20 protein-coding genes and 1 pseudogene are annotated in these 23,641 nt (G+C 52.5%); 19 read left to right on the forward strand and 2 right to left on the reverse strand.

The window, feature by feature from the left end; translation table 11 throughout:
- From VE954_RS14575 to VE954_RS14605, 7 genes are all read left to right on the forward strand, one after another.
- Positions 1-2,216: DNA gyrase subunit B (locus VE954_RS14575; RefSeq protein ID WP_324953961.1), on the forward strand; the 2,216-nt coding region annotated here is incomplete at its 5' end.
- Between the two features lie 18 nt (positions 2,217-2,234).
- The gene (gyrA, locus tag VE954_RS14580) at positions 2,235-4,676 is read left to right on the forward strand and encodes a DNA gyrase subunit A (RefSeq protein ID WP_324953964.1); all 2,442 of its coding nucleotides are present in this window, start codon (positions 2,235-2,237) and stop codon (positions 4,674-4,676) included.
- A complete protein-coding gene (locus tag VE954_RS14585; RefSeq protein ID WP_324953966.1) occupies positions 4,676-4,969 on the forward strand; it encodes an Asp-tRNA(Asn)/Glu-tRNA(Gln) amidotransferase subunit GatC in 294 nt (97 codons plus the stop codon). Before gyrA ends, VE954_RS14585 begins: the two co-directional genes overlap by 1 nt.
- Positions 4,970-4,993: 24 nt before the next feature.
- Positions 4,994-6,481, forward strand: a complete 1,488-nt coding sequence (gene gatA, locus VE954_RS14590; RefSeq protein WP_324953968.1) for an Asp-tRNA(Asn)/Glu-tRNA(Gln) amidotransferase subunit GatA — start codon at positions 4,994-4,996, stop codon at positions 6,479-6,481.
- On the forward strand, positions 6,435-7,922 hold the full coding sequence (gene gatB / locus VE954_RS14595) for an Asp-tRNA(Asn)/Glu-tRNA(Gln) amidotransferase subunit GatB (RefSeq protein ID WP_324953970.1): 1,488 nt from the start codon (positions 6,435-6,437) through the stop codon (positions 7,920-7,922). The genes gatA and gatB overlap by 47 nt, the downstream gene beginning before the upstream one ends.
- The gene (locus VE954_RS14600) at positions 7,909-8,934 is read left to right on the forward strand and encodes a serine hydrolase domain-containing protein (protein ID WP_324953972.1); all 1,026 of its coding nucleotides are present in this window, start codon (positions 7,909-7,911) and stop codon (positions 8,932-8,934) included. Before gatB ends, VE954_RS14600 begins: the two co-directional genes overlap by 14 nt.
- Entirely contained in the window at positions 8,927-10,084 is a 1,158-nt protein-coding gene (locus tag VE954_RS14605) for an FAD-dependent oxidoreductase (RefSeq protein WP_324953974.1), read from the forward strand. Before VE954_RS14600 ends, VE954_RS14605 begins: the two co-directional genes overlap by 8 nt.
- Here VE954_RS14605 and VE954_RS14610 read toward each other — a convergent pair.
- On the reverse strand, positions 10,055-11,128 hold the full coding sequence (locus VE954_RS14610) for a hypothetical protein (RefSeq protein WP_324953976.1): 1,074 nt from the start codon (positions 11,126-11,128) through the stop codon (positions 10,055-10,057). The genes VE954_RS14605 and VE954_RS14610 overlap by 30 nt on opposite strands.
- Before the next feature lie 8 nt (positions 11,129-11,136).
- A complete protein-coding gene (locus tag VE954_RS14615) occupies positions 11,137-12,345 on the reverse strand; it encodes a hypothetical protein (RefSeq protein ID WP_324953978.1) in 1,209 nt (402 codons plus the stop codon).
- Between the two features lie 219 nt (positions 12,346-12,564).
- Here VE954_RS14615 and VE954_RS14620 point away from each other — a divergent pair, with 219 nt between their 5' ends.
- The 12 genes and pseudogenes from VE954_RS14620 (at position 12,565) to VE954_RS14670 (ending at position 23,609) form a co-directional block, all read left to right on the forward strand.
- On the forward strand, positions 12,565-14,184 hold the full coding sequence (locus VE954_RS14620) for a CTP synthase (protein ID WP_324953980.1): 1,620 nt from the start codon (positions 12,565-12,567) through the stop codon (positions 14,182-14,184).
- Complete coding sequence (locus tag VE954_RS14625) at positions 14,181-15,146, forward strand: KpsF/GutQ family sugar-phosphate isomerase (protein WP_324953982.1); 966 nt, start codon at positions 14,181-14,183, stop codon at positions 15,144-15,146. The genes VE954_RS14620 and VE954_RS14625 overlap by 4 nt, the downstream gene beginning before the upstream one ends.
- A 75-nt stretch (positions 15,147-15,221) precedes the next feature.
- Entirely contained in the window at positions 15,222-15,809 is a 588-nt protein-coding gene (gene lptC, locus VE954_RS14630) for an LPS export ABC transporter periplasmic protein LptC (protein ID WP_324953983.1), read from the forward strand.
- Positions 15,787-16,518: an LptA/OstA family protein gene (locus tag VE954_RS14635; protein ID WP_324953985.1), complete on the forward strand. Its 732-nt coding sequence runs from the start codon at positions 15,787-15,789 to the stop codon at positions 16,516-16,518. Before lptC ends, VE954_RS14635 begins: the two co-directional genes overlap by 23 nt.
- Entirely contained in the window at positions 16,515-17,249 is a 735-nt protein-coding gene (gene lptB, locus VE954_RS14640; protein WP_324953987.1) for an LPS export ABC transporter ATP-binding protein, read from the forward strand. The genes VE954_RS14635 and lptB overlap by 4 nt, the downstream gene beginning before the upstream one ends.
- Before the next feature lie 39 nt (positions 17,250-17,288).
- Positions 17,289-18,752, forward strand: coding sequence for an RNA polymerase factor sigma-54 (rpoN, locus tag VE954_RS14645; RefSeq protein ID WP_324953989.1), 1,464 nt, complete (start codon positions 17,289-17,291; stop codon positions 18,750-18,752).
- A gap of 12 nt (positions 18,753-18,764) precedes the next feature.
- Positions 18,765-19,667 carry an RNase adapter RapZ gene (rapZ, locus tag VE954_RS14650; RefSeq protein WP_324953990.1) on the forward strand — a complete coding sequence of 301 codons (903 nt, stop codon included), beginning with the start codon at positions 18,765-18,767 and terminating at the stop codon, positions 19,665-19,667.
- A 177-nt stretch (positions 19,668-19,844) separates the two neighbouring features.
- Positions 19,845-20,162 carry a helix-turn-helix transcriptional regulator gene (locus VE954_RS14655; RefSeq protein ID WP_324953992.1) on the forward strand — a complete coding sequence of 106 codons (318 nt, stop codon included), beginning with the start codon at positions 19,845-19,847 and terminating at the stop codon, positions 20,160-20,162.
- 36 nt (positions 20,163-20,198) lie between these two features.
- Positions 20,199-20,468, forward strand: a pseudogene (locus tag VE954_RS44260) (HipA N-terminal domain-containing protein); the annotation flags it as partial.
- A 369-nt stretch (positions 20,469-20,837) separates the two neighbouring features.
- Complete coding sequence (locus tag VE954_RS14660; RefSeq protein ID WP_324953994.1) at positions 20,838-21,803, forward strand: HipA domain-containing protein; 966 nt, start codon at positions 20,838-20,840, stop codon at positions 21,801-21,803.
- Positions 21,804-21,827: 24 nt separating this feature from the next.
- Entirely contained in the window at positions 21,828-22,406 is a 579-nt protein-coding gene (locus VE954_RS14665) for an NAD(P)H-dependent oxidoreductase (RefSeq protein ID WP_324953996.1), read from the forward strand.
- Positions 22,407-22,535: 129 nt separating this feature from the next.
- Positions 22,536-23,609 (forward strand): hypothetical protein, encoded by a 1,074-nt coding sequence (locus tag VE954_RS14670; protein WP_324953998.1) that lies wholly within the window; start codon positions 22,536-22,538, stop codon positions 23,607-23,609.
- The last annotated feature ends 32 nt before the right edge of the window (positions 23,610-23,641 follow it).

Here is a 23,641-nt window from a genome sequence, read left to right on the forward strand (position 1 = left end):
TGACTGTTCTTCACGCTGGCGGCAAGTTTGACGATAAGGCCTTTGCGTTCTCTGGCGGTTTGCACGGTGTGGGCGCTTCGGTCGTGAACGCGCTTTCCGAATGGTGCTATGTGGAAGTTCGTCGCGATTCCAAGGTGCATAAACAAGGCTATCAGCGCGGCAAACCCAATAGCCCACTGGAAGTCATCGGCACCACCGATGAACACGGCACCTATACCCGTTTCAAGCCGGATCCTGAGATTTTTGCCGATACCTCTTTCGTTTTCGAAACCCTGAGCCGTCGTCTGAAGGAACTCGCCTTCCTCAACCGCGGCCTACGGATCAAGCTGAGTGACGAACGCTCGGACCAGGTTGGCGACTTCGTATTCGAAGGCGGCCTCGTGTCCTACTGTGAATTTCTCGGCAAAGGCAAAAACCCTTTGCACGATAAGCCCCTTTATATCTTCGGTCAGCAATTCAACGACGCCAGCCAGCTTCAAGGCCAAGTGGAAGTCGTGCTGCAGTGGACCGATGCTTACAACGAGAGCCTTTTCTCGTTTGTGAATAACATCAGCACCGTGGAAGGTGGAACTCACCTGACCGGTTTGAAAGCCGCTTTGACCCGCGTGGTCAATACCTTTGCCGAAACCTCGGGAATGCTGAAAACCTTCAAGGAAGGCATCACCGGCGAGGATATCCGGGAAGGCCTCGTGGGCATTTGCTCGGTTCGCGTGAAGAATCCGGAATTCCAGGGTCAGACCAAAACCAAACTCGGTAACACCGAAGTGCGGCAGTGGGTGGAAACTGTTGTTGCGGAAAAGCTGAGCGATTACTTCAACGAAAACCCCGCGATCGTCAAACGCGTGGTGCAAAAAATCATCGATGCGGCCCGCGCGCGTCTGGCTGCGAAGAAAGCTCGTGAACTGACCCGCCGCAAGGGGGTTCTTGATTTTGCCGGTCTTCCAGGGAAGATGGCGGACTGCCAATCCCGTGATCCAGCTGAGTGCGAACTCTTCCTGGTCGAGGGTGATTCCGCCGGCGGTTCCGCGAAACAGGCTCGGGATCGTCGCGTGCAGGCGGTTCTGCCCCTGCGCGGTAAGATCCTGAACGTGGAAAAAGCCCGTTATGATAAGATGCTGTCGTCTCAGGAGATCAAGCTCCTGATCAAGGCGATTGGCACAGGGATCGGCAAAGAAGATTTTGATGTCAGCAAGATTCGCTATCACAAAATCGTCATCATGACCGACGCTGATGTCGACGGCGCTCACATTCGTACTTTGATTCTAACGTTCTTTTTCCGGCAAATGCCCGAGGTCATCGAACGCGGTTATCTCTACATCGCGCAACCGCCTCTTTATAAATATAAAAAGGGCAAGGTTGAACGTTATCTCAAGGATGGTCGCGAACTGCTGGACTTCCTCAGTGAAACCGGCATGAATAACCTGGAGATTCGTGACAAGGGCGGCCGCAGTTTGGATAAGGCCATGGTCAAAGGCCTGTTGTCGCGTTTCAGTCGTTACAGCGACCTCATGGAAATGGCCAGCAAGCGTCGGATCAAGGAACTGATCGAATACATGGTCACGCATCCTGAAATTGATGCAAGTTCCATGGCCAGTGAAGAAAAAGCTCAGGAAACCCTGGAAGGGATTATCAAGCATCTGACCAAGGATGCTCCGGCCAGCCGTATTCAGGCCGAGGGCCAGGTGGTCTTCGATCAGGAATACAGCCGTTACAAGCTGAAGCTCGAAACCCGCGTCCGCGACGTGCCCCGGGTTTCCTTCATCGATGCGAGCATCTTTAGCGGTGGTGAAATCATCGAATTGCGCCGCATCAAAAAGCAAATCGAAGAGATTGCGGAAGCGCCTTTCACCTTCGAACGCACAGGCGGTAAGAAGGAAAAGGAAAAAGCTGAACTCGAGGAAGGCTCGGATGGAGCCCCACCACCGAATAACTCGGGCAGTGGCCATCTGGTAACTTTTGAGGAACTTCGTGATTTTATCGTTCAGGAAGGCCGCAAGGGCGCCTACGTCCAGCGATACAAAGGTCTGGGCGAGATGAACGCGGATCAGCTGCAGGAAACCACGATGGATGCTGACAAACGTACCCTCCTGAAGGTCGAAGTCGATGATGCCATCGAAGCCGATCTTCTGTTCTCGACACTGATGGGTGACGATGTCGAACCAAGACGGGACTTCATCCAGACCAACGCCCTCAATGTCAAGAACCTGGATACTTAACATATTTTTAGGTGATGCATGGATCATAAGAACATACAGGCAGTCCACATTGAAGATGAATTGAAGTCTTCATTCCTGGACTATTCGATGAGCGTCATCGTTTCACGCGCCCTACCGGATATTCGGGACGGTTTGAAACCCGTTCACCGTCGTATCCTTTATGCGATGCAGCAGCTGAAAAACTTTCAGAACCGGCCCTATCTGAAATCAGCTCGTATCGTCGGGGACGTCATCGGTCGCTTCCACCCCCATGGTGACACTGCGGTCTACGACGCCCTGGTTCGTATGGCCCAGGAATTTTCCATGCGCTATCCCTTGGTGGATGGCCAGGGTAATTTCGGGTCTGTTGACGGCGACTCCGCGGCTGCCATGCGTTACACCGAAGTTCGTCTGCAAAAATTAACCGAACTTCTGCTGAATGACATCGAGAAGGATACGGTCGATTTCGGTCCGAACTATGATAACAAGGAAGAAGAACCCCTTGTTTTGCCTGCCAAATTCCCGAGCCTTCTGGTCAATGGCGCCAGTGGTATCGCGGTTGGTATGGCGACCAACATTCCGCCGCATAACATCACGGAAATCCTCAACGCCCTCGAAGCGTTGATCGATAACCCTGACATCACGATCCTTGAGCTGATGGAATTCGTCAGTGGCCCTGACTTCCCCACAGCGGGTCTGATCTATGGTCGTGCGGGTATCCAGCAAGCCTATCTCACCGGTCGTGGCGCCATCAGTATGCGCGCCCGAGCGCACATTGAGGATATGGCTTCAGCGGGTAAGCAGCGCATCATCATCACAGAACTGCCTTATCAGGTGAACAAGGCCAGGCTCATCGAAAAGATCGCCGAGCTGGTCAACGAAAAGAAAATCGAAGGCATCACCGACCTGCGTGATGAATCTGCCCAGGATGAAATTCGCGTTGTCGTTGAGCTCCGCAAGGGTGAGATGGGCGAAATCATCCTGAATAACCTCTTCAAACTCACACCGCTGCAGTCGAGTTTCGGTGTGAACATGGTGGCCCTGGTCAACGGCACACCACGGATTGTGAACCTGAAAGATGTGCTGGAGCAGTTCTTCCTGCATCGCAAGGAAGTCATCATCCGCCGCACTGCCTACGAATTGCGCCGGGCGGAAGAGCGTGCGCACATTTTGGAAGGTTTGAAAATCGCCGTCGAGTCGATCGATGAGGTGGTCCGTCTGATTCGCGGAGCCCCTGATACGGACGAAGCTCACGCCGGCCTTGTCAAACGTTTTGGTCTGTCCGATATCCAGGCAAAAGCCATCCTCGACATGCGCCTCGGGCGTTTGACAGGCCTGGAACGCGACAAGATCGTGGCCGAATATAACGACGTCATGGCGGTTATTGCTGATTTGAAAGATATTCTGGCCACACCAGCTCGTATCATTGCCATCATCAAGGCTGAGCTGATCGAGATGCGTGACCAGTTCGGTGACCATCGCAAAACGGAAATCGTCAGCAGCGATGCGGATGAATTCACGATGGAAAGCCTGGTCGCCGACGAAGAAGTCGCCGTCACCATCACGCTGGCCGGTTACATCAAGCGTACGCCACTCGAGGAAATCCGCGCTCAAAAACGCGGCGGCAAAGGCCGTTCCGGTATGAAAACCAAGACGGACGACGTGGTGAGGGATCTCTTTATCACCTCGAACCATCAGTCCATCATGTGTTTTACCGATCAGGGCCGAGTGTATGAGCTGAAAGTTTATCGTCTGCCTGAAGTTCCTCTGGCGGGTCGGGGCAATCACTTTGCCAACCTGATCAAGCTGAATCCTACCGAAAAGGTGGTTTCGGTGCTGCCGGTTAAGGAATTTAAGGAAGGTCAGTACATCATCTCCGTCACGGCCAGGGGATATATTAAAAAAACCGACCTCATGGCTTACGCCAACCTCCGGACCACTGGTATCATCGGTCTCGGATTGGACGAAGGCGATCGTCTGGTCGACTGTAAAATCACCTCGGGTGAGGACCATATCCTGCTCGCGACCAAACTCGGCAAGGCCATCCGCTTTGACGAGAAGGAAGCCAGGCCCATGGGCCGCTCGGCGCGTGGTGTGACGGGCATCAAGTTCTCGGAAGACAATGACGAGGTGATTGGTCTGGAAGTGGTCAACAATAAGGATGCGATTCTGTCCGTCTGTGAAAACGGCTACGGCAAGCGCACCCCGATTGAAGAGTACCGCATTCAAACCCGCGCCGGTAAAGGCATTTACACCATCAAGGTAACTGAACGAAACGGTCCTGTGGTGGGTATCATGCAGGTGGCTGATGATGATCACCTGATGGTGATGACATCCGCCGGCAAGGTGATGCGCTTTACGGTGGCCGAGGTTGGTCTGATCGGCCGTCTGACGCAGGGTGTGCGTCTGATGAATGTCGAGCAGGGTGAAAAAGTTACGAGTCTTGCAAAAATACAGGTGCTCGAAGGAGAGGAAATCTAGTGTCGCGTATCGATCGGCAAACGGTGGAGAAGGTAGCTTCGCTCGCCTATTTGAAGTTGAGCGAAGATGAAATTGCCTACTACCAAAAGCAGCTCGATCGCGTCCTGGACTACATCCAACAGCTGGACAGCGTGACCGACAGTCTGCCTGCCGATTGGCGGGCGGATCTTGTGGGTCCCGTGACTCCAGAGCGTCCTGATCTTATTCAGCCTTCGAATGCCGTGGAAAAAGTGTTGAGGACCGCGCCCAAAGTTGTTGGGACGGCCTTCCAGGTTCCTCGAATCATTGAGTAAATACACGGAAGAAGAGGCCGCCTTATGCGCGCACAGGACCCCTTAGCTCTCTCTGCCTCTGAACTGGCCCAGGAGGTCTATGCCGGCAACCTGAAGGCTCATGATGTGGCCAGGACTTATGCTCAGCGCGTGGAAAATTTGCATCGCGAACTCAACACCCATATTGAATGGGACAAGGACGCGGTGCTGAATGAGGTCGATAAGCAGCTCGCCTATATTGAAGCCGCCCGTTATGCGCAAAAGCCTCTCCCCCTGGCCGGTGTGCCCATCGCTATCAAAGACAACATCATGGTCGATGGTCAGAATGTGAGTTGCGGCTCGCAGCTTCTGCGCAATCACCGTGCGGCTTATGATGCCACCGTGGTGCAAAAGCTTAAGGCAGCAGGGGCGCTGATTTTTGGTCGAACCAATATGGATGAATTCGCGATGGGTTCATCCTGTGAAAACAGCAGCTATGGCCCCACCGTCAATCCCTGGAATCGCCGTCATGTGGCCGGTGGTTCGTCCGGTGGTTCCGCCGCTGCTGTCTCAGCCCGTCTCGCCCCCTTGGCCCTGGGTTCCGATACCGGTGGTTCGGTGCGCCAGCCCGCAAGTTTTTGCGGCGTCGTGGGTTTAAAACCGACCTATGGTCGTGTCAGCCGTTACGGTTTGGTGGCCTATGGTTCGTCCCTGGATCAAATCGGAACGTTCGCCACGACCGTTCAGGATACGGCCCTGCTTTATGGAGTCATCGCGGGTCACGATCCCTCGGATTCCACCTCCGCGAATATTCCGGTTCCCCCCACTTCGCTGGGTCCATCGTCGTCTCTGAAAGGCAAGCGGATCGCGGTCATCGAGGAATTCATGAGGGATGGCCTCGATGAGGATGTGCGCACGCACTTCGACCAGGCTTTGCAGGTTTATCGCGAGTGTGGCGCCACGGTGGAAACCGTTTCCCTGCCTCACCTCGCCCACTGCATTCCGGTTTATTATATAATTGCCACCGCCGAGGCGTCCTCCAACCTCGCGCGTTTTGATGGCATTCGTTATGGGGCCCGCAGTCAAAAGCCCGGCCTCAATTTACGGGAACTCTATACCCAGTCCCGCTCCGAAGGTTTTGGGCGGGAAGTGAAGCAGCGCATCATGCTGGGCACTTATGTGCTTTCATCCGGTTATTACGATGCCTATTATGCCAAGGCCAATCGGATTCGGGAGATGATGCGCCGGGAAATTCAGGGTGTTTTTGAACAGGGCATCGATCTGATCGCTTCGCCCACAGCCCCGACCACAGCCTTTGAATTGGGTCAGAAAACACATGATTCGCTGGCCATGTACCTCAGCGACATCTATACACTTGCAGCCAATCTCGCCGGAATACCGGCACTTTCCCAGCCGATCGGCCTTTGCCGTAAAGGTTTGCCGATCGGTATGCAATTGATGGCTCCGGCTTTTGGGGAAGAGACTTTGCTTAGGAGCGCCCAGGTCTATGAGCAGCAAATCAACGGAACTCAAAAGTTCCGACCACGGATTTAATAGTATCCTCGCTCGTTTCGAGCCGGTCATTGGCCTTGAGGTCCACTGCCAGCTGAAAACCGAGAGTAAACTCTTCTGCGGCTGCAAAACCACCTTCGGTGCGCTGGCCAATCAAAATACCTGTCCCGTTTGTTTGGGTTTGCCTGGCGTTCTGCCTGTCCTCAATCACGAAGCTGTGGAATATGCCATCCGCATGGCTTTGGCGGTGGGCGCCACCATTCGCGAGCGCAGTGTTTTCGCCCGCAAACAGTATTTTTATCCGGATTTGCCCAAGGGCTATCAGCTCACCCAGTATGATCTTCCCTACTGTCAACACGGAACCTTGCTGCTCGACAACGGCCGCCGGATTCGGATTGAGCGCATTCATATGGAAGAGGATGCCGGTAAGAATATTCACGGTGACAACGCCTCCTATGTGGACCTGAATCGGGCCGGCATTCCGCTGCTGGAGATCGTTTCAGCTCCTGACCTGAGTGGTCCCGCCGAGGCCGCCGAATATCTGAAAAAACTCAGGGCCATTGCCCGCTATCTGGATATCAGTGATGGCAACCTTGAGGAAGGATCTTTCCGCTGCGATGCCAACGTTTCATTGCGCCCTGTTGGTTCCAAAACCTTGGGCACCCGTACGGAAATAAAAAACCTGAACTCCTTCCGCAACGTGGAAAAGGCCATCACTTATGAAATCCTGCGACAGGCTGATGTCCTGGAAAGTGGGGATAAGGTCAAGCAGGTGACGCTGCAGTTTGATGCGGCTGTCGGTCGGACGATCGTCATGCGGAGTAAAGAGGACTCGCCGGATTATCGTTATTTTCCGGACCCTGACCTGGGCGTTCTTCATATCAGTGAGGCCCGCATTCAAAGCGTTCGCGCCAATACCCGTGAACTGCCGGAGCAGAAGGTTCAAAGATTTCAGGAAGCCTTCAGCATTCCCGAGGCGGATGCCCGGCAACTTACCGAAGAAAAAGAACTGGCTGCCTTCTTCGAAGACGTCGTGAAAAAGGTCGCTGGTTCCGTGGCACCCAAGATCGTGGCCAACTGGATGCTCAGTGAATACCTCCGCGAATTCAATGCCCGCCAGTGGCAATTTGAAAAACCCTTTGTCTCCAGCGAACACTTTGCAAAGCTTCTGAAACTCCTGGGCGAAGGCACGATTTCCGGAAAGATCGCCAAGACCGTTTTTGAGGAAATGGCAGCCACCGGCGCCGATCCGGATGGCATCATTGCCGCTAAGGGCTTGGTCCAGATCAATGACAGTGCTGCCATCAAAGCTGTCGTGGATCAGGTGATTGCCGCCCATCCCGAGCAGGTGGCTCAGTATCTTTCCGGTAAACAGAAGGTCTACGGCTTTCTCGTGGGCCAGGTCATGAAAATCTCGGCGGGCCGCTTCAACCCCAACCTCCTGAACGAGTGTCTGAAGGAAGCCCTTCATGGTAAGTCCTGAGCTGGAACTGAAAAACCTGCTGCGCGAGGAACAGCAGCAGGGTTATTTCACAGCCGCTTTTGTGGAAGCTGGTTATCTCGATCAAGCCAACCCCACCCTGAGGCACTTCACCAGTGAAAGCGGCCGGGTCTTTGATCTGGCGAGTCTGACCAAAGCTCTGGTGACAGGGCCTTTGGTGCATCAGGTATTAAAGGCCGAAAATCTCGACGTTAAGGCACCTCTGTCCGCCTGGGCACCTACGGATATCAAACTGCCTCAAGCCTTCCTTCAGCTCATCACCGAAGAGGTTTTGGGCCATGTTTCGGGTTTGCCGGCCTGGTGGAATTTCTGGATTCAGCATCTGGGACGTGAAAGTCACCCCACCCGTCGTGATGCTTTGATCCGTATGGAAGAGGTCTTAAACCGTATTCCGTTAGGCGGCGAAAAAAAAGATCTTTACTCGGACGTGGGTTATATCCTGCTTGGTTATTTGCTGGAAAAAAAGGCAAAAAGCAGCCTTAAACCTTGGCTGGCCTCGAGTGTCAGTGAACCCTTTGGTTACGCTCCCGATTTACAAATCCCTGCAGAATCCTATATCCCAACTGCCTTGTGCAAAGTTCGCGAGCGTCTCCTGCGCGGTGAAGTCCATGATGAAAACTGCGCGGTTTTGGGTGGTATATCAGGTCACGCCGGCCTTTTTGGAAGCGGCGAAGCCGTGAGCCAGTATTTAAAAAATCTCATGCGTGATCCGCTCGGACTTTCCTATCTTGAAGCCAATGAAAAGGCACGACGTGATACCGGCCGGGAAGGACTCCTGGGTTTTCGGCGTGGCAATGGCCTGAGCTCCGCCCCTTTTGCCAACGGCAACGGCATGGGCCACCTGGGTTTTACCGGAACAGCTTTCTGGCTGGAATGGTCCAGCAAAAAATATGGGATCTTTCTGACCAATCGGGTGATCAGCGGTCGCGTGTCGCCACGTATCACCGATATTCGTCGGCGGGTCTTTCAACTTTTGGACGCGTGCCTTGGCTGATCCAACAATTGCCATCATTGGACGTGGTCTCGCCGGCTTGACCCTCGCCTTTCGCATGGTCGAGTCCGGCTACCGCCCAACTCTTTTTGGAGCGGCACGTGGTCCCGCCAATGCCAGTCGCTGTGCTCAGGGCATCGTTTGCAATAAAGGGCTCATCTTCGCCGAATCCCCTTTATTTCGCGCTAAACTGCAAACACTTAAAAAGCTGGAAGCCTGGCTCAGTGCTGTGGAAAAGGCCAGTGGCCTCAGCATTCCGCGAACCTGGATGGGTGTGGATGAACCGTACTGGAACGAAGAGGATTTTCAAAAAACCGTACAACGGGTTTATCGTGGCAACTTTTGGGGCTGCTATCGCCCCAGGAATCTTCCACCAGAGAAGTGGCTTGCCGATTTCAAGACGCCGACCGGGTTTCTTCACTACCCTGATGACGCCTGGTTTGATGTCGACGCAACGATGAATGCTCTGGAGAAAGCCTGTGAAAGACGCGGTGCTCAATTTTCTGAAGAAGCCATCCATGACCTTCAGCCATACCTCACCCGCTTTGACCACACTGTGGTCGCCGCCGGATCCGATAGCATCAGACTTGTCCAAACCCTTGGCCTTCAAGTGCCGAAGACCTTCCAGGTGGCTGGCCAAAGTCTGGTCTGGCAGCATGAACAGGAGCAGCCACCACGCATTTTAGTCAAAGGCACGATCAGCCTTGCGGTGCTACCCGATCGAAAAATTTTGGGATCCAGCTCATGGAAACCGGATGCTGATCAGGAACCCAATATCATCGAGGATGCCAGGAACCTTGTGCAGCAAGGTGCAGCCGCCTTTGGTTTTTCGCCACCGGATCCCCAAACGATTCAATCCAGGTGGGGCACACGACTGCGTTTTACCGATCGCATGCCCGCCCTTGGTCTTTGGCCGGACGCAACGGTCGAGAAAAAGCTCTCGGTTTTAACAGGTTTTTATAAGAATGGTTTGCAACTGGCCGACCTATGCGCCGAACAGTTGCTCAAGGAATTGCAGGGCGAGCCCTTAAGTGAATTTGGCGAAGCCTTTCACGTTGGCCGGTTTTTTCGCTCCGGCCGCCGTGCTCCTGGCAGTCCACCGCGCGTCTGTCCCCTCAGCAAATCAGAACACAAATCCAGCACTCAAGAGTAGGTCCGCACCCGCCTTGGCTTCATGCTTGAGTGAATCTTTGAGATCCTGCTCCGGCGTGATGTCGGGATTCAGCGAAGTGGCTACAAAAGGATCTTCGGAAGTGCCCAGATCAAATTTCGACGATTGCGCCAGTGGGATATAAATCACCGCACCCAGTGTAAAATCGATCGGTCCAAAGATAAAGTCGAGCGTCGGCAGCAGTCGTAACGAGAATGCCGTCAAGTTCGACTTGGCCGCATAGAGCGTGTTTTTGGAATCATCGTCATCGGACAGCTGCACCGCTTCAAAACTCACGGTCGAGCTGTCAAACTCCAGACCACTGCCCAGGCGGAAATCCACCACACCAAAATCCACGATCAACCAATAGAAATCGAGCCATGCACCAAAGCCGGTACCTGTGGCCGTGGTATCCATATACTGCTCAAAGGTATTGTCACTGTTCACATCATTGTAGTCCGAGGAAATCTTCTTCGGTAAAAAGACGCGTGAACGCAGACCGGCCGTCAGCTGGAACGAACTGATGCCAAGACCCAGCTCCAGACCAAAGCCCAGGTTTTTCACAGCGGAATCCGACGACCACATGCTATCCACCTGGCGACCAACCGGAGTTTCATAGATCAGGTTCTGATAGCTGATGGGTCCCACCAATGGCAGGAGCAAAAGTCCGGTGACATAGCTCTTCGGTTTATCCGTTGGTGATGTCGCGGCGGCTGGCGTTTCGGCGGTAATGCCGGGTGTCCCAGGGGCCGGGGGTCCGGCTTCCACTTTGGCCATCATGCCCATTTGAATTTTGGCGAACAGCTTGTCGCCTTTAATTTTTATAAACGAGATTTTTGGCTTCGCGGTTCGAATGAAGCTGCAACCCATTTTCACATTGCTGGCGTCATAGAAACAGACTTTGGATTTCTTCAGGAACTGGGTATCCGTTCCTTCATCAATCGTAATGACCTTTTTTTCAGCATCAATCTTAATGACTTTGGCTGCATAGCCCGGAGTGGCGGCCACAGACAAAAGGAAGATGATCCATCGAATCGACCTGATCACAGTTGACCTCACATCTTCTTGTTGATTTTGAAGTGAATCCAATCCTGAGCCGTAATCAACCAGGGAGGATAGGCAGCCCCATCCTTGAAATGGATCTGATTCGTTTCAAACACCAGCGTGGCCAGATATTCGCCAGCTATCAGCTTTTGATAGTAGGAATCCGGAATCGTCAGGGTGTCCTGATCAATCGTATACTGGCAGCGTAGCAGGATTCGACTCGCATCTGCAGTCTTGACAACAAGTTCGTAGCGGCTGATTTCGGTTGGGTAAAGAATGCTCGGCGTCAGGCGGAACGATTTCGCGCCGGCATCGACCACGGGAATCACATTCCCCAGGGCCCGGTTTCGCAGGATGACCGTGCGATTGTCCGCATCGATCGTGCTCAGGTTGGCAATATAACCCGGGGGAAAGGTTTCAAAATTGGCTCCCGCGCCTTCCCACTTAAAATTCCAGATCCAGTTCTGCTGACGTTCGATGCCTTCATAGAACTGCACCAGCCGTGTAGCGAAAAAAGGATGCGCGGTCGCCGTCGCCCGGCCGAATCCATCGGTGGACACTTCACTGAGTCCATGGAGGGGGCGCTTCTGGGCATCCTCGGTCGAGGCAATCCGCGGAAACGGGGGATCGCTGGGTGGGGGCGCTTCCGTGCACTCGGTCGCTTCAGTCTGATCATAGTTGGCGCTCATTTTGGTTTTCACTTCCGCCATGCTCATGACCTTGGGCAACTGAAAGCTATAGATCTCATTGCTCTGTCGAGGCGCTACATAACGGGCTACGACTAGAAATCCGGCCTGCACTTTGCCAAGATCCTGAGCTTCACGGAATTCCAGCGGGAACCCGCTCAAGGCATTCAAGGCTTTCGGCCAGACCGTAATGCGGAAGGTCAAAGGAATGCCGGCCACCAGCTCATCAGCAGTCAGTTTGATGGCTGTGGTTTTGCCATCGCTTGGGCAGGTCATGGTCAATGGCGAACCCACCGGCGGCTTGCCATTGGGATCATCAGCCCAGTACTCGACCCGGCAGCTGTGGGTGCCTTTTAAATTAAAAGACAGGTCCCCACTCGTTCCCGATGGACTGCGGCTGAAGCGCAGCGACCCCTCTTCCAGGAGGCCATAGACCTCCTGACTTTTGAGTTCGCTGCGGATCGAATGCGGCAGCATCTTGCAGGCCGTTGATAGATTGGCACAAAACAGCAATGTGAGGATGGTTCTCAACACAGGCACGCTCAATGGAAAGCAAAAATGTGAGACGACACTCTCATTTTAGCAACATCGAAATGACCTTAGTAGCCCCCTGGCCTGAACCCCAGTCCTGTCGCCAAAGGAAAGCACCTTGACCATCCCTGACCGGGGAGGTAGCATAAGCTCCCGTCTATATAGCAATTCAGAATCTCAAGGTGTAACAATCCGAAAACACTCCTATTTACGAGAAAAAAGATGAGAAAACGTCATCGGACGAAGTACATTTTCGTGACGGGAGGTGTGGTTTCCTCCTTGGGTAAAGGCATTGTTGCCGCCAGCATAGGGGCTCTTTTGGAGAGTCGCGGTCTACGCGTGAGCATGACCAAGGTGGATCCTTATCTGAACGTTGATCCCGGGACCATGAGTCCCTTTCAGCATGGCGAGGTCTTTGTTACCGACGACGGTGCGGAAACGGACCTGGATATTGGCCATTACGAGCGCTTCACCAGCGCGAGCCTTACGCGGCTCAACAGTTTTTCGACCGGTCAGGTCTATGACCGCGTCCTTTCAAAGGAACGACGTGGTGACTACCTTGGTGGCACGGTCCAGGTCATTCCTCACGTCACCGATCTCATCAAAGAGAACATCTACGCCTCAGCCGAAGGTGCCGACGTGGGCATCGTCGAGATTGGTGGGACCGTGGGTGATATCGAAAGTCTCCCCTTCCTCGAGGCCATTCGCCAGATTCGCTATGACCTCGGCGAAGAAAACGTTCTTTATATCCATCTGACCCTGGTGCCGTATATCGGTGCTGCGCATGAATTGAAAACCAAGCCCACGCAGCATTCGGTCAAGGACTTGCGGCAGATCGGTATCCAGCCGCATATTCTGGTGTGCCGTGCCGATCGTCCTGTTCCCCAGGATCTGCGGGAAAAAATCGGTCTGTTCTGTAACGTCAAACCAGAGCGTGTGATCGATTCCTGTGACCTGGACAGCATTTATAAAGTGCCCCTTTATTTGCACAACCAGGGCCTTGATCAAATCATCGTGGATATCCTGAACATCTGGACCCGAAATCCCGATCTTGGGGAATGGCATCGCATCGAAGAGGCCTTGAATAAACCCAGGGCCACGGTCAATGTCGGAATCGTCGGCAAGTATGTGGATGTGATTGATTCCTATAAATCGATCAGCGAATCTTTGATTCACGCCGGCATTTCCAACCACAGTCAGGTGGAAGTCACGTACTTCGATGCCGCGACGCTGCATTCAGGCAATGTGGCTGAAAAACTGCGCGGCCTCGATGGTGTGATTATTCCCGGCGGGTTTGGCAACCGTGGTATTGAAGGCAAGATAGCCGCCATTGAATATTTGCGCGAAAATAAGGTGCCTTTCCTTGGCATCTGTCTCGGCATGCAGCTGGCCGCCATAGAATTCGCCCGCAATGTTTTGAAATTGCCCGACGCCGACAGTCAGGAATTCAACCCCAAGAGTGCGAATCAAGTGATTCACCTGATGGAAGATCAGAAATCGGTCACCGATATGGGCGGCACCATGCGCCTCGGCGCCTATCCCTGTCAGCTCGCTTCAGGAAGCCGGGCCGCGGCTGCGTATGAGACCGCTGCGATTTCCGAGCGGCACCGCCATCGTTATGAATTCAACAACGACTTCCGTGATGCGTTCGCCGGCCGAGGCATGCGTTTTTCCGGTCTGTCACCGGATGGCCGCCTCGTGGAAATGATCGAGCTGGAAAATCATCCCTGGTACGTGGCGTGTCAGTTCCATCCGGAATTGAAATCGAAACCCATGCACCCACATCCGCTGTTCAAGGATTTCGTGACCGCTGCCCTGCATAATCGTGAGCGTAGCCAATGAACCCTCAGGCCTTGATTCAGCATGGTCGCGAGGCGTTGAAAGATGAAAGCCAGGCTTTGCTTGCGGCCGCCGATCGGCTGGATCAAAACTTTGCCAAGGCGGTCGAGTTCATGCGCAGTTCGCATGGCAAAGTCGTGGTCTCAGGCCTGGGCAAGTCGGGTCATGTGGGTCGAAAAATAGCTGCCACCCTGGCTTCCACCGGAACGGCCGCTTTTTTTCTGCATCCCTCCGAAGCTTTGCATGGCGATCTTGGCATGCTGCAACCCGCTGATGTCCTGCTGGTCATTGCCTTTGGCGGGGAAACGCGGGAAACCCTGGAAGTGGCCAAATTTGCTCAAAGGCGCCGTATTCCCGTCATCGCTTTGACCGGGAAACCCCAATCGTCACTGGGCAAAATCGCCGATGTGGTGCTGGACGGGTCGGTGGAGCGCGAAGCCTGCCCTTTGAATCTGGCGCCGACCAGTTCCACCACGGTGGCGATGGCGCTGGGGGATGCGCTGGCGATTGCCCTGATGCATGCCCGTGGGTTTGAGGAAAAGGATTTTGCCCGTTTTCATCCCGATGGCAGCCTGGGACGCCAGCTCTCGCTGGTGCAGGACCACATGCGCACCGACCTTGCGCCTTTGGCCGTGGATGACTCGTTCGATAAGGTCATATCGGTCATTACTGCCCAAAATTACGGCATCGCCGGTGTCTTCGATCCCCTGCATGGATTGATTGGAGCCATCACCGACGGCGATTTGCGTCGCGCCCTGCAAACCGCGCGGGAAAAGGTGTTCAGCATGGACGCCCGGTCGCTGATGACCAAAAAACCCAAGACTATTAGTCCTGAACGCCTTGCCCTTGACGCAGTCCGCGTCATGGAAGACTTCCGCATCACCTCCCTCTTTGTCATGGACGATCAGCACAAAGTGCTCGGCCTGATTCGCATGCACGACCTGCTGGCAGCCAAAATCGTCTAATCGTCGTGTTTTGGAGCTTGGATCACCTTGTGCTAAACTACCCCAAAGCCCCAGCTGGGCTTTGCCGGGAGTCTTATGGGAAAAAACATCATAGTGGCGCTCTTTGTTGCCACATTGGCCGCCGCGATCTTTGTCTTTATGCAAAGAGACAAGCAGTCCAAGCCTGAGAAAATGGTGACCAAGGATAAAGCTTCGCGCATCAGTCTCGAGGATTTTACCGTTTACAAATACGAGCAGCATAAAACGGTTTCGACCATCAGTGGCCGTTTTGCCAATTTTGTCGATCCCGATAGCCTGGAGCTCTTTGGATCGATTCAGGGCTTTAATCACAAGGCGAAAAAGAAGGAATTTTTTGCCTCGGAGTCTGCTACAGTTCATTTCGCCGCCAAAGGCGTGGTGGATTTGGTGAAAAACAGCCGCATCGTCAAGACTGAAATTCAAAACCAGGTGCGGTTTGGCTATGACGACATCATCCTCTACACTGACTATGCGAAGTATATGAACGAAGAAGGTCGTTTGACTTCGGATTTGCCTGTTCGCATTCAGGGTCCTCAAGTGGAGATGAAGGGTGATAAAGGTTTCGAGTTCAATAACAAGTCGGGTGATCTTAAAGTTTTCGGACCGTTGGAAGGAACGATGCGTGGTACGGAAAAGCTACAGTAAAAGTGTGTGGAGTCTTTGCCTGTTCGGCCTGCTTTTTATGAGCAAGCCGCTGCTTTTGCGTGCCGATATTATCGACGATATCAATCAGCTTGAACCTAAAAAAGATCAGAAGAAGCCGCTGCCGAAACCAACGGTCAAACCCACCCCGACGCCCACTCCCGACGTGGTTCCCGACGTGATTCCCGAACCCGAGGAAGCGCCACGAGCGGAGAGCCCGGAACCGAAGCCCACAGGCAAGGCTCCGGAAAAATCCAAGGACAAAAAATACGTGGGCAAGGCCCGCCGCGATGCCCCTATTCACCTGCAGAGTGAGGGCACCTCCACTTACTCCCGCAATGGCTCAGTGGTTCACCTACAGAAAAACGTGGTGATAACTCAGGACGACATCAGACTCCAGTCTGACGAGGCGCGGGTGCTTTTTTCGCAGGATGGCAAAAAGGAAAATAATAATTCCGTGCAAACAGTCGAGGTGAATGGCAAAGTCAACCTTTCCCGTTTGGCCAAGGATCCGGCGGAACGGATTACAGCGAAAAGTGACAAGGCGATTTTCGACAACGATGCTCAGAAGGTGACTCTGGACGGTAACGCCCGCCTATGGAAAGACGGCCATCTGATCAAAGGCGATCGTATCGTTTATGAAATCATCACAGGGATGATCAAGGTCGATCGCGCGCAGGGAGTCGTGCAACCGGAGAAAGCGGGCAAATGAGCGAAAAGCAAATTCTGGAAGCACGAGACATAAGAAAATTCTTTAAATCCCGTGAAGTCGTTAAATCCGTGAGTTTCACAGTTGCGCAGGGCGAAGTTGTCGGACTCCTGGGTCCCAACGGTGCCGGCAAGACCACCAGTTTTTATATGGTCGTGGGGCTTCTCTTTCCGAACGAAGGTCAGATCCTGCTCAACGGCGAGGACATTACCGACCAGCCCATGCACCTTAGGGCCAAGCGTGGAATCAGCTATCTCCCGCAAAACATGTCGATTTTCCGGAAATTGACGGTTGAAGAAAATCTTCGGGCTATTATGGAAGTCGTGGGTATTCCTTCGCACGAACGTAAGGAATCAATTGAGCAATTGCTGAACAAGTTTCAGATCACCCACATTGCCAAGTCGCTCGGGGCGGCACTTTCTGGCGGTGAGCGTCGTCGTGTAGAAATCGCCAGGGCCTTGATTATTAAGCCAAAATTCCTGCTTTTGGATGAACCCTTTGCAGGTATTGACCCAGTTACTGTTCAAGAAATTCAAAAAATAATCGAAAAGCTAAGGGACGAGGATGGATTAGGGGTTTTGATCACAGACCATAACGTTCGCGAAACGCTAGGAAGCTGCGATCGGGCCTACATTCTTACCAGTGGGCAAATAATTGCCCACGGCAATCCTCAGGCGATTGCTGCTGACCCCAAGGTCCGTAGTGTATATCTTGGGGAGAATTTCCGAATGTGACGGCTCTGGGCCACAGTCACATGATTCAGTGAAGAAGGTATGGCATTGGATTTAAAACAGTCGCTCAAACTCAGTCAACAGCTCCTGATGACGCCTCAGCTTCAGCAGGCCATCAAGTTACTCCAGCTATCGCGCTTGGAGTTGGAAGAGTTCGTTACCCAGCAGCTGGCAGAGAATCCAGTGCTCGAAGAGGGCATCACTGAATCCATGGAGGAGCGCATCTCCGTTGAACGGGAGCGCGAACGCACGGAAGATCAGGTCGTCAATGAACGCATGGCTGAAGCTGCCAACATCGTGGATAATTTGCACGGTGACGCCCAGCCGGCTGATATGGACTGGGAAACGTTCAACCGCATGCAGGACTTCAACAACGCTCCGACCAGCTCCTCGAAGCGGGACGGCGACGATGAATTCCCCAGTCATGAAAATCTATCCCGTGCCGGAACCCTGCAGGATTATCTGCTAGCTCAGATCGGTGAGATGGCTCTGGATCCCGAGGAAAAATCCGCAGCCGGCCTTGTGATCGGTAATATCGATGACCGGGGTTATCTGCAGGCCACCATCCAGGAAATCTCTGAAAAAGACGGCATCGACTTGGAACTGATCGAAGACATGCTGGACGTTGTGCAGCATCTCGACCCCAATGGTGTAGGAGCGCGCGATCTCAAGGAATGTCTGAATCTTCAGCTCCGGGCTGGCCGCCTTAAAAACGGCATCGTGGAAAAAATCATCGAGTCGCATCTGGTGGAACTGGAAACCCGTAATTTCCAGGCGATTGCCAAGGCGATGAAGATTACGCTGGAACAGGTGATTGAAAACGTTCAGATCATCGCTGAGCTCGAACCCATTCCTGGTCGGCAGTTCGGTGGCCTGGATGCCCAGTATGTCGTGCCTGACGTTTATGTTTTCAAGGTGGCCGGTGAATGGATTGTGACTCTCAATGACGAGGGTTTGCCGCACCTTAAAGTCTCGAAGATGTATGAAAAGATGGCAGGCAAAATGGGCGGCACCAGCAAGGATTATATACAGGATAAATTAAAATCCGCGCAGTGGCTGATCAAGTCCATTCAGCAAAGACAGAAGACCATTTTGCGCGTCACGGAAAAACTGGTTGAACGGCAAAAAGACTTTTTCGAACGTGGTGTCGAGCATCTCAAGCCGATGGTCCTGCGTGATATTGCTGATGATATCGGAATGCATGAATCCACGATCAGTCGTGTGACCAGCAATAAATATGTGCATACCCCTCAGGGTATTTTCGAATTAAAATATTTCTTCAACAGTTCAGTTTCCATGTCCAGTGGTGATAGTCTGGCAAGTGCTTCCGTGAAAAAGATTATTTCTGATATCATTGGTAAGGAAGATGCTCGTCATCCGCTCGCGGATCAAAGGATCGTGGAAATTCTGGACGAACGCGGCATCCAGTTGGCGCGCCGCACAGTTGCCAAGTACCGGGAACAGTTGGGAATTTTGCCAAGTAGCAAGCGGAAAAAGTACTTTTAGTTAGGCTGAATTATGACGACGCAGATGGCCGATATCCACGATCCACCGCTTCTGGTGATTGTCACCGGCCTCTCCGGGGCTGGTAAATCCACAGCGATCAAGGCCCTGGAAGATCTCTCCTTCTACTGCATTGACAATCTCCCCTTTGCCATGGTTGAAACCGCAGTCGATCATCTGCTGCAAAGCAAGTGGACGCCCAGGCGTTATGCTTTCGGCTGGGACGCCCGCGATAAGGATTTTCTTGCAGGTTTCCTTGCTCTGCAGGCTCGTCTCAAAGCCCGTATCAAACTCGATGTTCTTTTTCTGACCTGCGCTCCTAATCAATTGGCAGAACGATACAGCACCACGCGCCGCAAGCACCCGATGCTGGATACCGGCGGTCAGCTCATTGCCGCCATCAAGCGGGAACATCATGCGCTTCAGGATATCGAGCAGGCAGCCGATGTTTCGTTTGATACCACGAGTTGGAGTGTGCATTTCCTGGCTCGTAAAATAGAGGAGCGTTATTCCGGTAAGCTGGTCGGTCGTCAGCTGCATGTGAATATCACCAGCTTTGGTTTTAAGAATGGTCTTTTGAAACCAGCCGATACTGTGTTCGACGTGCGGTTTCTCCGAAATCCCTTCTTCGATCCTCTGCTCAAAGACCGCACGGGCCTTGAATCCGCCGTGGCCAACTATGTTTTTGAAGATCCGAATGCCAAGGTCTTCCTCGATAAAATTATCGACCTTCATCACTTTCTGCTTCCGGAATACTATAAGGAAGGCAAACACTACTTTCGTATCGGCATCGGCTGCACCGGCGGCAAACACCGCAGCGTCGCGCTTGCTGAGCGTTTGGCTTTGGATTTGACCCATCTTAATATTCCGCAGATTGCGATCAGTGTGAATCATCGGGATATTGATGTTGGGATGTAAGGCTCAGCCTCCCCTCTCGATCGCCTCAACCTCCACCTTTATCTTCTAAGACATCCTATAGGATGTTATTTAGGCTGTTTTAATCTAAAACATCCTATAACAGGTATTAGGCTAAAGCTTCTCTCTATAACATCCGATAGACTAAATTAAAGCGGACCAGGAGAAAGCGAGAGCAGCATGGGAAAGAAGGGAAATGACCCAGAAACTACTGAAATAATTGACTTTATGCTAGGCAAGAATGCCGATTTAACACATCAAAAGCGACCGCGCCTCACCGAAGCCAGGAGTCCGATAGCTTCGGCCATTAAGAAAGAGCGTGTGATCCGAGGTTACACCCAAAAGGACTTGGCACGGAAAGTTGGTATTGGCTTTGATACTCTGCGGCGCATGGAGCAAGGAGATGAAACCGTTTCGCTTGCTTTGATTCAAAAGGTGTTGCAGTTTCTGGACCTCGAAATAGCTGTTATCTCGCGCATAAAAAAAATAAGCGAATAAGTCATGACAAAGATAATAAAGCAATTTGAGATATCCATGTTCGGTGAGTCAGCCGGTAGAATGTGGGTCTATGATTCAGGCATTTGGGTCCTTCAGTACCTGCCGGAATATCAAATGGATCCGTCCAGGCCACCTTTCTCTGCGGCCATACCCAAGACGATCGCAACACTTGAAAACCAAGGAATCTTTCCCTTCTTTGACGGTATTTTGCCGGAGGGTTGGCTCGCAGAATTGGGCGAGAATTTTGGTGTCTTCCTGGAATCCAAAGAAGAGGCTGTTGCGCATTATTTAAAGGACGCTATAGGAGGGGTTTCGATTAAAGAGACTGGCGATAAGTTCCCCTCGAAGCCTATGAGAAAAGTAGGTGCAAAGCCTTTGGAAAATTTTGTGGCAAAAAGTCCCGAGCAATTGGTCGCTGATTATGTGGCCGGTATGGACGAGCACGATCAAGCGGAAGTCAACGAAAAGCTCCTTTCCTTCGCCTTCAGCGGGATGTCCAGGGTATTGGAAGCAGGCCGATGTCTTGTTTGTCTCGAGGCAACTCATGGCGACGGAATTATCTATCACAAGAAGTGCCGACAGGCTGTTTTTGGGACGGTTCAGGAAATCATCGCAGCCACTTCGCTGCAAACCTTTTCCCGGGATGCTTTTACCTCCCTTTCCTCAGGCGCTCCTTTGCCGGGTTTCCAACCCAAGGCTCAATTTGTGGTTTCCGGCCCCAGCGGCATCACTGAACTGATATTGAAGCCTGACGTTATAGTGGATCGAAGACATAAAACGCCACCCAGGGGCCTGCCTATTTTCGAGCATCTCTCCCTTCTTGCTGCAAAAACGATGGGAATCGTCACTGCCAGTAGCGCTATCATTCCCTTTGAGGATGGCTCGTTGGGTTATGCGACAAGGAGGTTTGATAGGCTGCCTGACTTGTTGGTTCACGTTGAGGACATGAGTCAGGCTCTTAATAAAAGCCAGGATGAGGCTGGACTCAATAAGTTTGATGCCAGTATTCGGGATATTGCGGATGTTCTAAAGTCATTTACCCGGAAATTAATTGTTCCTTATACGACCGTCATCGATCAGTTTGCTCGGCGTATTGTCTTCAGTTTAGCCATAGGAAATCACGATGAACATTTAAAGAATCATTCCATCGTTTATCTTTACCAGAAAGGTAAACCTTATAAAGTCAATCTCTCTCCAGCCTATGACATCCTGCCTTTGAACAGTCTTCAGATGACTCGTCATAAAGCCCGGGAGAGCGCGCTTCGCATCAACGGCAAGGTCAAAGATATTACTCCTTCCGACGTTCTTGCAGAATTTCATACGTTCGGCGCGAGGGAAGAAGCCGAAGCGGCATTTCAAAAACTCTTTTCCGTCAAAAGCGATATCATAAGGATATTCACTGAGCATCTTGTCTTGTTTGGTCTTGAAAAATACGAATCTGAGTTGAAAGTGGCATTGGATAAGCGTATTCGCTTCATGGAGCAAAATTTCTCGTTAGCCGGAAAAACGTCCAAGTCCGCCCGAGTTAACAAAGTGTTTGACGCCAAAGACCCTTGCCCCGGAAAAAGTCCAGCATGCCTTGGAACAAAAAGCAGGGCTGCAAAGGTTTGTATCGAATGCTACCGTTTCGGTTTAGCATGACTATGAAACTATGAGCTTGAGGTGATGATGCGAATTTTGATTCTGCAGGGACATCCAGATGAAGAAAGCCTCTGTGCAAGTCTTGGTCGTTCGTATCATGAAGGTGCCAAGGAAGCCGGGCACGAATGCCGCCTTCTCTCTCTTCGGGATATGACGTTCGACCCCAACCTGGCCCACGGCTACCGGCAGATTCAGCCACTCGAACCCGACCTTGTCAAAGCCCAGGAATGGATCAGCTGGTGTGAGCACCTTGTTGTCATTTATCCCATCTGGTGGGGCCAGATGCCGGCTCTTTTGAAAGGATTCTTCGACCGCTGTTTTCTACCCGGCTGGGCCTTTAAATATCACAAGAATGATCCATTCTGGGACCGCCTTTTATCAGGACGCAGCGCGCATCTGATTGTAACTTCAGATGGTCCCGTCCTTTATAACATCCTCGCCTATTGGGATTCCCCGGTGACAGTAACCAGGAAAATGATCCTGCGGTTTTGTGGATTCAAACCCGTGCGTGTCAGCCGGATCGGAAGCATCAAGTACACGGATGATCACAAACGAAGAAAAATCCTGGAGCGCTTTCGAAAAATCGGGATGCGGGGGCGCTGAGGGATGAGAAAGAACCGTTGAAAAAGTCCATCCCAAGTCGCATGAATTGCAGTTCAATCAGTCCGCACTGGATTCAAACGAGGCATCAACCGATTCTATAGATAAGCCCCCGACCAACTGGAGAGCACGATGCCCAGACCTGCTTCGCAGCGGACTGCCTATGTGATTGTAATCATGCTGACAGCGGCATGCTCAAAAGTTTCCATCAGTAAGATTTCGAGCGGCACCACCCGCCTGGAATCGGACAGCGCGCCATTGGATGGAGAGGAAACGCAGTCCACGGACACAGAGAAAGTGAGCCCGCCCAACAATATCTCGGGTTCTTATCTCGTCTGTGACGTCCAGAACAATGCCGATCCTGTGGTCCCTGAAGCTGCTGTGCTATGCGCGTTGCGGGATGACAAAACCCAAAATAAAGTTGATCTGGTCGCAAGTTTTCAGAGTCATGAGTGGAAATCAACCATCCCTGATCTGACTGGCATAACCAGCACGTCGCGCGAAATGCCGGCCGATTCCCTATGGCACTGGGAAATTCAAATCAAAGCTGCCAGCCTTATACAACGCGATCAGGCGGTGCGTGGAACCCGAGTGTCCCTTTCAGTTCAGAAGCGGGATGGACAAAATGAGACGATCAAGGATCAGGCCGTGACGGCCGTTCAAAGTGTCGCGTTTTGGTCCCTGAATGGTAATCCTTTACCAGCCCATGCAATCCCGGGTGGAACGCAGCGTATGGGGATGGATATTCTCTCGATCTGCCGCGTTCATAGCGCCGGTGGCGTTTATCCAGGAAAAATGAAGCCGCATTATCTGAACCCCGAAAAAACCATTTGTTATTCAACCAAAGATAACAGCACCATCGCGAGCCTGGGTGACGACGGCAGTACCGTTTTACTCAGCAGTGACGCTCTGCTTTCCGGCACCAGGCCATGGGCCGATGAGGTCGAATGGAGCTCGTTCAGCGCTGGGATGCCGTTCCCAAAAAACGCTTTCGTCGGTGGTAGGGATGACCTTGGAGAAGCGCTTTATGTCTGCCGTGGGTCAGAAGCGGGCCCTCCTCCCAGTCCAACAGACCAACCCAACGATCCTGCGGGTGAATGGACGCCTGGTTATGTGAAAATTTCAAACGGGCTTTGCCAGCATGAATATCACGGGCAGCGATCCAATGTGAACTACCAGGTGCTGGTTTGGAAAACGGCGCCTTAAATCGGCCGTAGGAGAAAAAGAAAACCCTTCCC

The organism is Oligoflexus sp. (assembly GCF_035638955.1).
Classification (GTDB): Bacteria; Bdellovibrionota_B; Oligoflexia; order Oligoflexales; family Oligoflexaceae; genus Oligoflexus.

What these genes read in the sequence shown, in the direction of transcription:
- gatA (WP_324953968.1), top strand. Translation starts at nt 4,994, where the DNA reads ATGCGCGCACAGGACCCCTTAGCTCTCTCTGCCTCTGAACTGGCCCAG.
- gyrA (WP_324953964.1), top strand. Translation starts at nt 2,235, where the DNA reads ATGGATCATAAGAACATACAGGCAGTCCACATTGAAGATGAATTGAAG.
- rapZ (WP_324953990.1), top strand. Translation starts at nt 18,765, where the DNA reads ATGACGACGCAGATGGCCGATATCCACGATCCACCGCTTCTGGTGATT.
- VE954_RS14665 (WP_324953996.1), top strand. Translation starts at nt 21,828, where the DNA reads ATGATGCGAATTTTGATTCTGCAGGGACATCCAGATGAAGAAAGCCTC.
- VE954_RS14670 (WP_324953998.1), top strand. Translation starts at nt 22,536, where the DNA reads ATGCCCAGACCTGCTTCGCAGCGGACTGCCTATGTGATTGTAATCATG.
- VE954_RS14600 (WP_324953972.1), top strand. Translation starts at nt 7,909, where the DNA reads ATGGTAAGTCCTGAGCTGGAACTGAAAAACCTGCTGCGCGAGGAACAG.
- VE954_RS14625 (WP_324953982.1), top strand. Translation starts at nt 14,181, where the DNA reads ATGAACCCTCAGGCCTTGATTCAGCATGGTCGCGAGGCGTTGAAAGAT.
- rpoN (WP_324953989.1), top strand. Translation starts at nt 17,289, where the DNA reads ATGGCATTGGATTTAAAACAGTCGCTCAAACTCAGTCAACAGCTCCTG.
- lptC (WP_324953983.1), top strand. Translation starts at nt 15,222, where the DNA reads ATGGGAAAAAACATCATAGTGGCGCTCTTTGTTGCCACATTGGCCGCC.
- gatB (WP_324953970.1), top strand. Translation starts at nt 6,435, where the DNA reads ATGAGCAGCAAATCAACGGAACTCAAAAGTTCCGACCACGGATTTAAT.
- VE954_RS14655 (WP_324953992.1), top strand. Translation starts at nt 19,845, where the DNA reads ATGGGAAAGAAGGGAAATGACCCAGAAACTACTGAAATAATTGACTTT.
- lptB (WP_324953987.1), top strand. Translation starts at nt 16,515, where the DNA reads ATGAGCGAAAAGCAAATTCTGGAAGCACGAGACATAAGAAAATTCTTT.
- VE954_RS14620 (WP_324953980.1), top strand. Translation starts at nt 12,565, where the DNA reads ATGAGAAAACGTCATCGGACGAAGTACATTTTCGTGACGGGAGGTGTG.